Here is a 14,479-nt window from a genome sequence, read left to right on the forward strand (position 1 = left end):
TCTATGCATCGAATGTATTTTTATTTAACAAAAAAAGCCAGGAACCCTGGCTTTTTTACTTACTTCTGTTCTTGTATATTTTCTTGTTTTGAAGCTTCTTCTTTTGCCGCTTCTTTTTCTTGCTCTTCTTTTAGCAATACTTTTCTAGACAAGTTTACACGGCCTTGTTTGTCAATCTCGATAACTTTTACTGAAATCTCGTCACCGATTTTCACAACGTCTTCTACTTTACCTACACGTTCAAGTGCAAGCTCAGAAATATGAACAAGTCCATCTTTACCACTAAATAATCCAACGAAAGCACCGAATTTTTCAACGCGTTTTACTTTTCCTAAGTAAATTTCGCCTACTTGTACTTCACGAACAATATCTTCGATGATTTTCTTCGCCTTTTCATTCATCTCTTGATCAATAGAAGAAATAAAGACTGTACCATCTTGCTCAATATCAATTTTCACGCCAGTTTCTTCAATAATTTTGTTAATTTGCTTACCGCTCGGTCCAATAACATCACGGATTTTGTCCGGATTAATTGTCATTGTAATAATTTTCGGAGCATACGCAGATAACTCTTTACGAGGCTCGGCAATAGCAGATAGCATATGATCTAGAATGTGCATGCGGCCAACTTTCGCTTGTTGTAATGCTTCCTCTAAAATTTCACGAGATAAACCAGCAATTTTAATATCCATTTGTAGCGCTGTTACACCTTGAGCTGTACCTGCTACTTTAAAGTCCATATCACCTAAGTGATCTTCCATACCTTGGATATCAGTTAAAATTGTGTAGTGCTCACCAGACTTCACAAGTCCCATTGCAATACCAGCAACTGGTGCTTTAAGTGGAACACCTGCATCCATCATAGCTAACGTACTTCCACAAATACTTGCCTGTGAAGTAGAACCATTTGATTCTAATACTTCTGATACAAGACGAACTGTATACGGGAAGTCTTGCTCAGATGGAATAACTGGTTCAAGCGCACGTTCACCTAATGCACCATGACCGATTTCACGACGACCAGGTCCACGCATTGGTCTCGTTTCTCCAACACTAAAGGATGGGAAGTTATAGTGATGCATAAAACGTTTTGATTCCTCTACACCAAGACCATCTAAAATTTGCACATCGCCTAATGCACCTAACGTACAAATACTAAGCGCTTGTGTTTGTCCACGTGTAAATAAACCAGAACCGTGCGTACGAGATAAAATACCTACCTCTGATGCTAAAGGACGGATTTCATCACCTTTACGTCCATCCGGGCGGATTTTTTCAACTGTAATAAGACGACGTACTTCTTCTTTTACAATTTTATATAAAATCTCATTTACTTGTCCTAATGTTTCTCCATCAGCTTCATTTGCTTCATAGTGCTCAATCACACGCTTTTTCACTTCGTTAATTGCATCTTCACGTGCATGTTTTTCATGTACTTGAATCGCAGCATGCATATCTTTCTCTGCCATTTCGCGTACATCTTGATTGATTGTAGCATCTACTTCATATAATTTCACTTCTGTTTTTTCTTTACCAACTGCTTGTACAATCTCTTCTTGGAAAGCAACTAAACGTTTAATCTCATCATGACCGAACATAATCGCTTCTAACATTATTTCTTCAGGTACTTGATCAGCCCCTGCTTCTACCATGTTAATTGCATCTTTTGTTCCAGCTACAACAAGGTGAATATCACTTTGTTCTTGTTGTGCTACTGTTGGGTTAATAACAAATTCCCCGTCAATACGACCAACTGTCGCACCAGCAATCGGACCTTCAAATGGCACATCTGAAATCGATAACGCTAATGAAGAACCAAGCATAGCTGCCATTTCTGACGAACAATCTTGGTCCACACTCATAACGATGCTGACAACTTGTACTTCATTACGGAATCCATCAGCAAAAAGTGGACGAATTGGACGGTCAATTAAGCGACTCGCTAAAATTGCCTTTTCACTTGGACGACCTTCACGTTTAATAAAACCGCCTGGGATTTTTCCGACTGCATATAAACGTTCTTCATAGTTTACTGTAAGTGGGAAGAAATCTACATTTTTTGGCTCTTTTGATGCAGTTGCTGTAGATAGAACCGCTGTGTCGCCATATCTTACTAATACTGCCCCGTTTGCTTGTTTTGCAAGCTGGCCTGTTTCAATTGTTAGCTGACGACCAGCTAAATCTATCGAGAAGACTTGCTTTTCTTGACTCATTTAAGTACCCCTCTCAATTTAAAATATTCAATTCTTCTATGTAAATGGATAATATATCACAATATTCTTCCTCTAGTATTACCGAAATTTAAGTAAGCTATTAAGAGTAAAAGATATATTTTTACCTAACAAAAAAGCGGGAATATTCCCGCTTCTTTGACTATCGACGTAAGCCAAGCTTTGTGATTAATTCACGGTAACGTGTGATATCGCTATTACGAAGGTAAGTAAGTAAGTTACGACGTTTACCAACCATCTTTAATAGACCACGACGTGAATGATGATCTTTCTTGTGAGTACGTAAGTGCTCGTTTAGAGTGTTAATTTGCTCCGTTAGGACAGCAATTTGAACCTCTGGAGAACCTGTATCAGTCTCATGAGTTCTAAATTGTGCAATGATTTCATTTTTACGCTCTTGTGTTAAAGCCATCCTATTTCACCTCCTAATAATTAAACCCCCAATTACCTAGCAAGCGTCGGTGAGTCGCAATGCCAAGCAATGGTTGTCATAAAGTACATAACATAGAATACTACTTTTCATTGGAAAAAGCAAGTATATTCTTTGTTGTGCTAAAATATTCTTGTGCTGTTTTTTTATCTTTGGCAATTTGAGCAACTAACTCATCGATGCCATTAAACTTTTTCTCTTCTCGAATACGCATGTGCCATTCAACAGTAACAACCTGATCATATATATCCTCATTAAAATGGAATAGATGTACTTCAATAGACAGATTACGCTCATCATCTTTAAAAGTTGGTTTATAACCGATATTACATACACCATCATGCCACTCACCATGAACTTTTAATCTTACTGCATACACACCAACAGGCGGCAGAAGATACTCCTCACTTAAAGCTACATTAGCTGTTGGAAAACCAATTTGACGTCCACGTTTATCTCCGTGAACAACCATTCCTTCTACTGTATAAGCTCTACCTAAAATAGATGGGATTTGTTCCATTTCTCCATTTCGAATCAATTTTCGTAATGCTGTGGAACTTACTTTTTCTTCTTGAAATTCAACTTTTTCAATCACGGTCTGTGTAAACTCCCCTCTTGCATGAAATGGTAAAGTCTCCATCGTCCCTTTTCCTAAACGTCCATATGAATAATCAAATCCTGCTACTACATGCTTTACATTTAGCCCAATAATATATTCATCTACAAACTGTTGTGGTAACAATCCAGCAAATGATTCATCGAATTTCACCACATATAACATATCAATCCCTAGGCTTGCAATTACTTTTTCTTTAATACGTAGCGGTGTAATATACTCCACATGCGCTTCCTTTTTCCCTAAGACAACAGATGGATGTGGATGAAACGTTATGACAGCACTTTTACATCCTCTTTCATCCGCTATTTTTTTTGCTGTGCGAATCACACGTTGATGCCCTAAATGAATGCCATCAAAAAATCCTAATGCCATTACAGTAGGTGGTAATTCTATTTTATTTTGTTCATGTGGATGAGTTAAATGAATGAGTTTCACGCTTGAATTCACCTTTTTCTGTAATAATCCTTCCAATAATTCATTATAGCTTTAGTTCCTGATTATTCACAAGTACTTTCATTGGCTTTAACATGCCAGGGTGTTTTGGATGATGTTCGTAAATTGCTAAGCAACGTTCATTTTTATCAAATACTGTAATAAACGGCGCTGTCACTTGCAGTTCATTCTTTAAAAACATACCATTTTTTATTTTTTCCGCTTGTTTTTCATCTACAACCATTTTTGGAAATTTACTTAACGCTTCATCGATTGAGATAAAAATAGACTGTACTGTTCCATTTTGCATGTTTTCTTCAATTTCTTCAAATGATATGCAATCTTCTAACAAAAATTCTCCTGAAGCTGTTCTCACAAGATGTGACATATGTGCTGGGAATCCTAACTTTTCTCCAATCATAACCGCTAATGTTCTCACATACGTTCCTTTACTACATGTAACGCGGAAGCGAAATGAAATATTCTTCCCTTCAAATACCTCACGATCATCAAGTAACACAAATTCATGAATTGTTATTACACGAACTGGACGTTCAACTTCTTGCCCCGCTCTTGCGTATTCGTATAGTTTCTTTCCGTTTACTTTTACAGCTGAATACATAGGAGGTACTTGCTCAATTGTACCCGTTAGTTCCGCTAATACAGTTTCCACTTCCGCACGTGTAATTACACGATTTACATCCTGTTTTTCCACTACTTCACCAGAAGCATCTTCAGTCGTTGTCGAAAATCCTAGTGTAACTTCACCTTCATATGTTTTTGTTTCACTTGTTAAAAATTGCGCAATCTTTGTAGCGCGCCCTACACAAATTGGTAATACTCCTGTTACATCTGGGTCTAATGTCCCTGTATGGCCAATTCGCTTTTCACGCAATATCTTTCTTAACTTAAATACACAATCGTGTGATGTCATTCCTTTTGGTTTATGTAACAATAATACACCTTCCATATGTTCACCTCATCGTTATACTTTTGTAGATGATGTTCAAAAAATCCGGTAAAGGTAGCTATCGCATTTCTTCGCCTGCGTCGCCAGTCCGGTACTGATGTAGGCCCCCTGTTCCTCAAAATGGTGGACTCTCTTTATCCTCCTTTTTGAACATGCACTTGTATGCCAAACTTACTTTCCATTGAAAAAATGGATAGACAAATGTCTATCCATTATTCTTCACGTTTACCGTCTTTATTAATTTCATGTAAAAGCGTATCAATTCTATGTCCATAAGCGATAGACTCATCAAATTCAAAGGTAATTTCAGGTGTTTTACGAAGACGAATACGCTGCCCAATTTCAGCACGAATAAATCCTTTTGCCTTCGCTAAGCCTTTTAATGTATTTTCTTTCTGTTGTTCGTCTCCTAAAACAGAAATATATACTTTGGCAATCTGTAAATCCCCACTTACTTGCACATCTGTTACCGTCACAAAACCAATACGTGGATCTTTAATTTTGCGACTGATAATTTCGCCTAGTTCTTTTTTCATTTGCTCGCCCACGCGATTTGCACGTAGCTTCATAACTAATCACCTCATTCAATACCATTCCAATTGTGTTATCGTACGTTCAATCTCAGGAAACGAGTCAACATACGCAAGTACACGATTCATTTCTTTTTCGCAGACAACACGATTTGAGGATACGGAAACGATTGCAATTTCTGTACGTTGCCATACATCCTGGTGTCCAACTTCTGAAACAGATACATTGTACCTTTGTTTCACACGAGTTAAAATACGCTGTAAAATTGCTCGTTTCTCTTTTAAAGAATGCACATCATAAATCATACACTCAAATGAGAGTGAAGCGATAATCATCGCTTCACTTCTTCCATAATGTACGCCTCAATGATGTCCCCTTCTTTAAGATCATTATATCTTTCAATTGTGATACCACACTCATAGTTTTGTGCAACTTCTTTTACGTCATCTTTGAAACGTTTTAACGTATCAAGCTGTCCTTCGAAAATAACTACGCCATCACGAATGATACGTACGCCGCTATCACGTGTGATTTTACCATCAGTTACATAACAGCCTGCAATTGTTCCAACTTTAGTAACTTTGAATGTTTGACGAACTTCTGCTTGACCAATTACTTTTTCTTCGAATTCAGGATCCAGCATACCTTGCATTGCTGCTTCAATTTCTTCGATTACTTTGTAAATAATGCGGTGTAAGCGAATATCAACATTTTCTAATTCAGCTGTACGTTTCGCGTTTACATCAGGACGTACGTTAAATCCAATCACGATTGCATTTGATGCAGAAGCTAAAATAATATCAGACTCTGTAATTGCACCTACGCCTGTGTGAATGATTTTTATTTTTACGCCTTCAACATCAATTTTGCGAAGTGATGCTGCCATTGCTTCTACAGAACCTTGTACGTCCGCTTTCACAATTAAGTTAATTTCTTTCATTTCGCCTTCTTGAATTTGTTGGAATAAATCTTCAAGGCTTAATTTAGATTTTTCACCACGTTGTGCAAGCAATGCTTGTTGTGCACGTGATTCACCGATTTGGCGTGCTTTCTTCTCGTCAGCAAATGCCATAAAGCGATCGCCTGCTTGTGGTACTTCATTTAGACCTGTAATTTCAACAGGAGTAGACGGACCAGCAACTTTCACACGACGACCAATATCATTTACCATCGCACGAACACGTCCGAATGATGTACCAACAACAATTGGATCTCCTACTCGAAGTGTACCGTTTTGCACAAGTAATGTTGCGATTGTTCCTTTACCTTTATCAAGCTGTGCTTCGATTACAGTACCAGCTGCATAGCGATTTGGATTTGCCTTATATTCTTCTACTTCACTTACAAGAAGAATCATTTCTAACAGGTTGTCAATTCCTTCGCCTTGAATTGCAGAAATTGGTACGAAAATTGTATCTCCGCCCCAAGCTTCTGGAACTAATTCGTACTCTGTTAATTCTTGCATTACGCGGTCTGGATTTGCTGATGGTTTATCCATCTTATTCACAGCAACGATAATTGGTACTCCAGCTGCTTTCGCATGGTTAATTGCTTCAACTGTTTGTGGCATAACACCGTCATCAGCTGCAACAACAAGAATTGTAATATCTGTTACTTGTGCACCACGTGCGCGCATTGTTGTAAACGCTGCGTGACCTGGTGTATCTAAGAACGTAATTTTTTTGTCATTTACTTCAACTTGGTATGCACCAATATGCTGTGTAATTCCACCAGCTTCGCCAGCAGTTACTTTTGAATTACGAATAGAATCAAGCAGTGTTGTTTTACCATGGTCAACGTGTCCCATAATTGTAACAACCGCAGGACGTTCTTTTAAGTTTTCTTCATCGTCTTGCTCGTCCATGAAAGTTTCAAATTCTGTTTCGCTAACAATCACTTCTTCTTCTACTTCAATACCGTAATCACTAGCAATTAGCTCAATTGTATCTTTATCTAAATCTTGGTTAATTGTCGCCATAATACCTAGCATAAAGAGCTTTTTAATAAGTTCAGATGGCTCTTTTCCTAGTTTTTTTGCAAGTTCACTTACTGTAAGAGAACCAGTGAAAGTAACTTTATCCGGTGTCTCTACTGTTTGTGTTGGTTGTCTTCCAGCAAAGTTTTCTTGACGTTTGTCTTCATTTCCTTTGCTTTTTTTCTTCTTCTTATTGCTGTTCTTTTTGCTGCGAACAACTTTTTCTTCTACTTCAAACTCATCTGCAACAGAAGGTTTTTCTGCTCCAGTATTATATTGATTATCTAAATTATTTACTACTTCATCGTCTAACATTGTCATATGATTGGAGACCTCAATATTCATTTCTTTTAGTTTTGTAATAATATCTTTACTTGAGACATTGTGTTTCTTCGCATATTCATACACTCGAATTTTACTCATACCTTCACCCCCGGTAAGTTGTATCGAGCATGCTACGCAGCTTTTTCGCAAAGCCCTCATCTAACACGGCTACAACGACTCGCTCATCTCTCCCAATCGCATGCCCTAATTGTTGTCGATTTTCGACTTTTTTCATTGGTACGTTGTAGTACGTTGTTTTATCAGTAATACGTTTTGTTGTGTTCGCTGACGCATCTTCAGAAAGCAATACAAGCTTTGCTTTGCCACTTCGTACCTCTTTTAAAACGAGTTCTTCACCCGAAATTATTTTTCGAGCACGGTTTGCTAGTCCTAAAAACGATTTCCAATCGGACACTTATTTCGACTCCTTCTCAACAAGCTCAAGGAGCTCTTCATAAAGAGAACTGTCGACCTTCGCTTTTAGATGATGTTCCAAAATATTTTTCTTTTGCGCTTGGATGATGCATTCCTTGTCTTTTGACAAATATGCACCACGTCCTGATTTCTTTCCAGTTAAATCAATAGACACTTCGCCCTCTTTGGAACGAACAATGCGAACGAGCTCGCGTTTTGATTTCATTTCTTGCGTTGCAATACATTTTCGTAACGGAACTTTTCGATTGCTCATACTCATCACCTCTATTCGATTTCATCTTCAACTGAATCGAATGCGATCATGTTGTCTTCTTCTGTTACAATGCCAAGTTGCTTCGCATCAGACTCGCTCTTAATATCAATTTTCCAGCCTGTTAATTTTGCTGCAAGACGTGCGTTTTGTCCACGTTTACCAATTGCTAATGAAAGCTGATGGTCTGGAACAACAACAGTTGTTGCTTTTTCCTCTTCATTCACAAGTACTTTTACAACTTGTGATGGGCTTAAAGCATTTGCTACATATTCAATTGGATCATTCGACCAGCGAACAATATCAATCTTTTCACCTTTTAGTTCATCTACGATGCGTTGTACACGTTGACCTTTTGGACCTACGCAAGAACCTACTGGATCAACATCGATATTCTCTGCATATACAGAAATTTTAGAGCGGTCGCCTGCTTCACGTGCTACCGAACGAATTTCTACAGTTCCATCGTAAATTTCCGGCACTTCAATTTCAAATAAACGTTTTAAAAGACCTGGATGTGTACGTGATACATAAATTTGTGGTCCTTTTGTCGTTTTTTCTACTTTTGTGATGAACACGCGAATGCGATCATGTGGTTTATATTGTTCGTTAGGCATTTGCTCACTTACTGGTAGTAGTGCTTCTACTTTTCCTAAGCTTACATAAATAAAACGAGCATCTTGACGTTGTACAATACCAACCATGATGTCTTCTTCACGATCACTAAATTCTGAATAAATAACACCGCGTTCCGCTTCACGCACACGTTGTGTTACAACTTGTTTTGCAGTTTGTGCTGCAATACGACCAAAATCTTTTGGCGTTACTTCAATTTCTAATACATCGCCATCTTGATAGTTCGGATTGATTTGTCTTGCTTCTTCTACAGAAATTTCAAGACGTGGGTCAAACACATTATCAACAACGTCTTTACGTGCTAAAACTTGAATTGTTCCCACTTCTGGGTTAAAGCTAACACGAACGTTTTGTGCTTGGTTAAAATTGCGTTTATAAGCAGAGATTAAAGCTGCTTCAATCGCATCAATAATAATATCTTTGCTAATACCTTTTTCTGATTCTAATACGAGCAAAGCATCTAACAACTCAGTGCTCATGAAGATCCCCCTTCTTACTAAAACGTAACAGCAAGTCGCGCATTCGCAACTTTGTCCATTGGAATTTGAATTTCTTTTTTACGTGTTTTAATTGTTAATAGTAGTGTAATTGTTGTACCATCGTAGGATAGTAGCTTTCCTTCAAACATCTTTTCACCATCGATCGGCTCATATGTTTTAATTGCCACTTGCTTTCCTACCGCTTGCTGGAAGTCTTTTTCTTTCTTTAATGGGCGTTCCGCTCCAGGAGATGATACATCCAAAAAGTAAAGATGAGGAATTGGATCCTCTTTATCTAAAGCTTCGCTTAAACGTTCACTTACCGCTCCGCATTCTTCAATGTCTACTCCTGTCTCTGAATCGATGGATACGCGTAGGAACCAGTCTTTTCCTTCTTTCACATATTCTACATCTACAAGTTCAAGATTTAACTCTTCAACAATCGGCTGCGCAAGTGCTTCAACAACTTCTGTGACTTTCTTATCCATAAACAGCCTCCTTTCTGCCGCCATGTACCATTTGAAAGAAAAAATCCGCCCTATTTAAAACGGTCTATCTTATTCTTTCTTGTTAGCTAACAAAAGCCCCTGCCATTAAGCAGGGAATATCTGTCTTAGTATTACCAAATTTAAGAAGTAAAACTTGTAACAAAATATGTATATACGACAGAAATGTCTCACCTACATCCATAGATAAAACATAGATAGTAACACGAAAGAGTGGGTTTCCCCACTCTTCTTTTCGCAAAATATACATGACATGGTTATCTCGGTTAATAGTATACCATAGCAAATAACGATTTGCAAAGATTTTTCCTGCCTGTTAGAACAGTGATAATTGGTTTTTATCCGGTAGATCTCCTAAACAACCTTGGCTATCTAAATACTCAATGATTGTTCTAGAAAGCTTACTACGTTGTTGCAAATCTTCTTTTGATAAAAACTCACCATTTCCACGTGCTTCCACAATACTTAAGGCCGCATTTGTACCAAGACCAGGTATCGCATTAAATGGAGGAATTAACGTATCTCCATCAATAATAAAGTCAGTTGCATGTGAACGATATAAATCAACCTTTTGGAATGAATAACCACGTTCACACATTTCAAGTGTCATTTCTAACACTGTTAGTAAACTTTTCTCTTTCGGCGCTGCATCCAATCCTTTTTGCGCAATTTCATCAATTCTTGCACGAATTGATGCCGAGCCTTTGACCATCGCATCTACATCAAAATCATCTGCACGTACTGTAAAATATGCTGCGTAGAACAAGAGTGCAAAGTGTACTTTGAAGTAAGCAATACGTACAGCCATAAGTACATAAGCAGCCGCATGGGCCTTTGGAAACATGTACTTAATCTTTTTACAAGAATCAATATACCAACTAGGTACATTGTTATTACGCATTTCCTCTTCCCACTCTTCTGGTACACCTTTACCTTTACGCACCGATTCCATGATTTTAAATGCTAAGGATGGATCTAATCCTTGATAAATCAGATAGACCATAATATCATCACGACAACCGATAACTTCACTCAGTGTACATGTACCGTTATAAATGAGTTCGTTAGCATTACCAAGCCATACGTCTGTACCATGAGATAGTCCAGAGATTTGGACAAGTTCTGAGAATGTTGTTGGCTTTGTTTCCTCTAACATCTGCCTTACGAATTTTGTACCAAACTCCGGTATACCTAGTGTACCGGTTTTACAATTAATTTGTTCTTCTGTTACACCTAAAGATTCTGGCCCAGAGAAAATCTTCATTACTTCTGGATCATCTGTTGGTATTGTTTTTGGATCCACGCCGCTTAAATCTTGCAGCATACGAATAACGGTCGGATCATCGTGTCCCAGAATATCCAGTTTTAATAAATTATCATGAATAGAATGGAAGTCAAAGTGTGTCGTTCTCCATTCTGCCCCTACTGAATCGGCTGGGAATTGAATTGGTGAAAAATCAAAAATATCCATGTAATCGGGCACAACAATAATTCCGCCTGGATGCTGCCCTGTTGTGCGTTTTACACCAGTACAACCAGCAACAAGACGATCAATTTCTGCATTTCGAATGGTTAAGTTATGATCAGATGCATACCCTTTTACATAGCCATAAGCTGTTTTCTCCGCAACTGTACCGATTGTTCCAGCACGGTATACATAGTCCTCACCGAACAGTACTTTCGTATAGTTATGGGCACGTGGTTGGTACTCTCCGGAGAAGTTCAAGTCAATATCGGGAACCTTATCCCCTTTAAAACCAAGGAATGTTTCGAACGGAATATCATGTCCATCTTTTACATACGGGATATTACATGTTGGACACTCTTTATCAGGTAAGTCAAAACCAGAGCCTACAGAACCATCATTAAAGAACTCTGATTGCTTACAATTCGGACATACATAGTGTGGCGGCAATGGATTTACTTCGGTAATTTCCATCATCGTCGCAACGAATGATGACCCTACGGATCCACGTGAACCTACAAGGTAGCCGTCAACCAGCGATTTTTTCACAAGCTTATGTGAAATTAAATAAATAACGGCAAATCCATGCCCAATAATACTTTTTAATTCTTTTTCCAAACGTGCTTCTACGATTTCTGGCAATTCTTCACCGTAGATGCTGCGTGCCATTTTATAACTCATGTCACGCGTTTCATCATCAGCACCTTCAATTTTCGGTGTATATAGGTCATCTTTTACTGGATGAACATCACCAATTAACGATGCGACCTTTTGTGTATTCGTCACAACAATTTCTTTTGCTTTCTCTTCTCCTAAGAATGAGAAGCAATCTAACATTTCATTTGTTGTACGGAAATATACAGGCGGTAATGAATGACGATTTAATGGATTTGCCCCGCCCTGCGAACTTACTAAGATTTTGCGATACATTGCATCTTCTGGATCTAGATAATGCACATTCCCTGTAGCAACAACAGGTTTATCTAACGTTTCACCTAGTTTTACTAAGTTAGAAATAATTGTTTTTAACTGTCCTTCATCTCGAACGAGTTCACGTTCTACTAAATGACGCAACACTTCCGGAGGCATAACCTCAATGTAATCATAGAACTGCGCAATCTCTTCTACCTCTTCAGGAGCCTTTTGCATCATCGCTTCAAATACTTCACCCTTATCACAAGCAGTACCAACTAATATACCTTCGCGATATTTTTTTAATAAAGAACGTGGTACCCGTGGTACGCGGTAAAAGTAATTCAAATGAGAATATGAAACAAGCTTATATAAATTTTTTAAACCAACATCTGATGTTGCAAGTAGTGTCATATGACTTGGACGTCCACGTTTATACGCATCCCCTTGCCCCATGCTGTCATTTAATTGATCGTGATATTCAAAACCTTTTTCAATGACATCTTTTAACATTTTCACAAGTAAATAACCTGTTGCCTCTGTATCATAAATTGCACGGTGATGTTGCGTTAATTCAATATCAAGCTTTTTACACATCGTATTTAAACGATGATTCTTCATCTCTGGGAATAAAAATCTAGCTAACTCCAATGTATCAATAACTGGATTTTTCGGCTTGTCTAAGCCACATTTCTTAAACCCAACATTTAAGAATCCCATATCAAAACTTGCGTTATGGGCAACAAGTGTATGGTCACCCATCCATGATTCGAACTTTTTAAATACTTCTCCTACTTCTGGTGCATCCGTCAACATATCATCTGTGATACCTGTTAATTCAATAATTGTTGCTGATAATGGTTGATGCGGATTTGCAAAAGATTCAAAGCGATCGATAATTTCGCCGCCTTTCACTTTTACAGCGGCTAATTCAATAACCGTATCATATACAGCTGATAGCCCTGTCGTTTCAACGTCGAAAACAACGTATGTTTCATCTGCAAGTAGTCGATGAGTCTCATTATAAGCAATAGGAACACCGTCATTTACTAAATTGGCTTCTACACCATAAATGACTTTTACACCGGCTTTTTTACCAGCGGAATACGCTTCTGGGAAAGACTGTGCAACAGCATGGTCTGTAACAGCGATAGCCTCATGTCCCCATTTTCCAGCTTGAGCAACAAGCTTAGATACCGATGTAACAGCATCCATTTGACTCATAGGGGTATGCAAATGAAGCTCTACCCGTTTTTCTCCTTCAGGTGCTTTATCTTTACGAGAAGGCCCTGTTATTTCGTTAATATCGTTCGCAATCATTACTAAGTCACGAACAAACGTATCGTTTTGGACCGAACCTCGCGCTTTTACCCACATTCCTTTTTTTAAGGATTGCAGCATCGGAATATCTTCTTTATCACGTGAGAACATTTTAATCATAATAGAATCCGTATAATCCGTTATTTTTAACGTTAATAACGTACGTCCACTACGCAGCTCTTTTGTTTCCACATTGAAGACATAACCTTGAACAGTTTTTCTTCTTTCTTCATCTTGAATTTCGCGTAGCGGTGTAATCTCTTCATCAGGCTTAATAAGGTAACCGAGTACAATCGGCCCTTCATGTACAACATCACTTTCTTCAGCTTGCTTCTTGGCCATTTCTTCCATAGCTTGTATAACACGCTGACGATCTTCTTGCTGTGTTTGTTCACGAAATTTTTGAACTTCCTCTTCGTTTTGCTTTATATTTGTTTCAAGCTGAAAACGTGGAAATCCGAAAACTTCATATTGATCCCCTACCGACTTCGCAAGATTTTTCTTTAGCGCAGTAGATTCTAACTCATTATTCACATCAAGTAACAACTTCACTCCGTTTACATGCGGAAGTTGCTTTTTTAAATACGCAAACATAGGTGAAAAAGTAATTCGATCTGTACAAAGTGGCCAATATGCTTTGACCTCTTCTTCTGTAAATTGTTTATTCTCTGTTTCTAGTGCAAATGACGTTTTTGCAATATGTGAAAATGACTGCTTGAGCTGTGTTTCTAACAGTTCATATAATTCTGTTGGCAAAATACGTGGCACTTGTAAATCAAAATGCCAACTCTTATTTGCTTTATCAACAACTAGCCTTTGAATACCGCCACCTTGTAAATATTGATTGATAAGGTCTTCAGGCATTTGCAGCTGTTGGAGCAAAATTTGAAATCGCTCTTGTTGTTCGTTTGTTAATGACATAAGCAACCTCCTTCCATCTGCTATTATAAATTGAAACGTTCCG

Annotated in this window: 12 protein-coding genes; all 12 read right to left on the reverse strand. The window is 38.1% G+C overall.

Annotated features, from left to right (window positions below; genetic code table 11):
* Positions 1 to 59 precede the first annotated feature (59 nt).
* Positions 60 to 2,213 (reverse strand): polyribonucleotide nucleotidyltransferase, encoded by a 2,154-nt coding sequence (pnp, locus tag ORL93_RS05735; RefSeq protein WP_097794291.1) that lies wholly within the window; start codon positions 2,211 to 2,213, stop codon positions 60 to 62.
* A 160-nt stretch (positions 2,214 to 2,373) separates the two neighbouring features.
* Complete coding sequence (gene rpsO, locus ORL93_RS05740; RefSeq protein ID WP_001229392.1) at positions 2,374 to 2,643, reverse strand: 30S ribosomal protein S15; 270 nt, start codon at positions 2,641 to 2,643, stop codon at positions 2,374 to 2,376.
* A gap of 100 nt (positions 2,644 to 2,743) precedes the next feature.
* Positions 2,744 to 3,715, reverse strand: coding sequence for a bifunctional riboflavin kinase/FAD synthetase (ribF, locus tag ORL93_RS05745; RefSeq protein WP_018764701.1), 972 nt, complete (start codon positions 3,713 to 3,715; stop codon positions 2,744 to 2,746).
* Positions 3,716 to 3,758: 43 nt separating this feature from the next.
* Positions 3,759 to 4,682 (reverse strand): tRNA pseudouridine(55) synthase TruB, encoded by a 924-nt coding sequence (gene truB, locus ORL93_RS05750; RefSeq protein ID WP_097794292.1) that lies wholly within the window; start codon positions 4,680 to 4,682, stop codon positions 3,759 to 3,761.
* 212 nt (positions 4,683 to 4,894) lie between these two features.
* The gene (gene rbfA, locus ORL93_RS05755; RefSeq protein ID WP_018764703.1) at positions 4,895 to 5,251 is read right to left on the reverse strand and encodes a 30S ribosome-binding factor RbfA; all 357 of its coding nucleotides are present in this window, start codon (positions 5,249 to 5,251) and stop codon (positions 4,895 to 4,897) included.
* Positions 5,252 to 5,266: 15 nt separating this feature from the next.
* On the reverse strand, positions 5,267 to 5,548 hold the full coding sequence (locus tag ORL93_RS05760; RefSeq protein ID WP_018764704.1) for a DUF503 domain-containing protein: 282 nt from the start codon (positions 5,546 to 5,548) through the stop codon (positions 5,267 to 5,269).
* Entirely contained in the window at positions 5,545 to 7,611 is a 2,067-nt protein-coding gene (infB, locus tag ORL93_RS05765) for a translation initiation factor IF-2 (RefSeq protein ID WP_097794293.1), read from the reverse strand. The genes ORL93_RS05760 and infB overlap by 4 nt, the downstream gene beginning before the upstream one ends.
* A gap of 4 nt (positions 7,612 to 7,615) precedes the next feature.
* A complete protein-coding gene (locus tag ORL93_RS05770; RefSeq protein ID WP_003199515.1) occupies positions 7,616 to 7,927 on the reverse strand; it encodes a YlxQ family RNA-binding protein in 312 nt (103 codons plus the stop codon).
* Positions 7,928 to 8,200, reverse strand: coding sequence for an RNase P modulator RnpM (gene rnpM, locus ORL93_RS05775; RefSeq protein WP_017151265.1), 273 nt, complete (start codon positions 8,198 to 8,200; stop codon positions 7,928 to 7,930).
* A gap of 11 nt (positions 8,201 to 8,211) precedes the next feature.
* The gene (gene nusA / locus ORL93_RS05780) at positions 8,212 to 9,312 is read right to left on the reverse strand and encodes a transcription termination factor NusA (protein WP_003199512.1); all 1,101 of its coding nucleotides are present in this window, start codon (positions 9,310 to 9,312) and stop codon (positions 8,212 to 8,214) included.
* Positions 9,313 to 9,329: 17 nt separating this feature from the next.
* Positions 9,330 to 9,800 carry a ribosome maturation factor RimP gene (gene rimP / locus ORL93_RS05785; RefSeq protein ID WP_018764706.1) on the reverse strand — a complete coding sequence of 157 codons (471 nt, stop codon included), beginning with the start codon at positions 9,798 to 9,800 and terminating at the stop codon, positions 9,330 to 9,332.
* 334 nt (positions 9,801 to 10,134) lie between these two features.
* Positions 10,135 to 14,436: a PolC-type DNA polymerase III gene (locus ORL93_RS05790; RefSeq protein ID WP_098161181.1), complete on the reverse strand. Its 4,302-nt coding sequence runs from the start codon at positions 14,434 to 14,436 to the stop codon at positions 10,135 to 10,137.
* Positions 14,437 to 14,479 lie beyond the last annotated feature (43 nt).

Source organism: Bacillus sp. DHT2, from assembly GCF_026241455.1.
In the GTDB taxonomy this organism is placed as follows: Bacteria; Bacillota; Bacilli; order Bacillales; family Bacillaceae_G; genus Bacillus_A; species Bacillus_A pseudomycoides.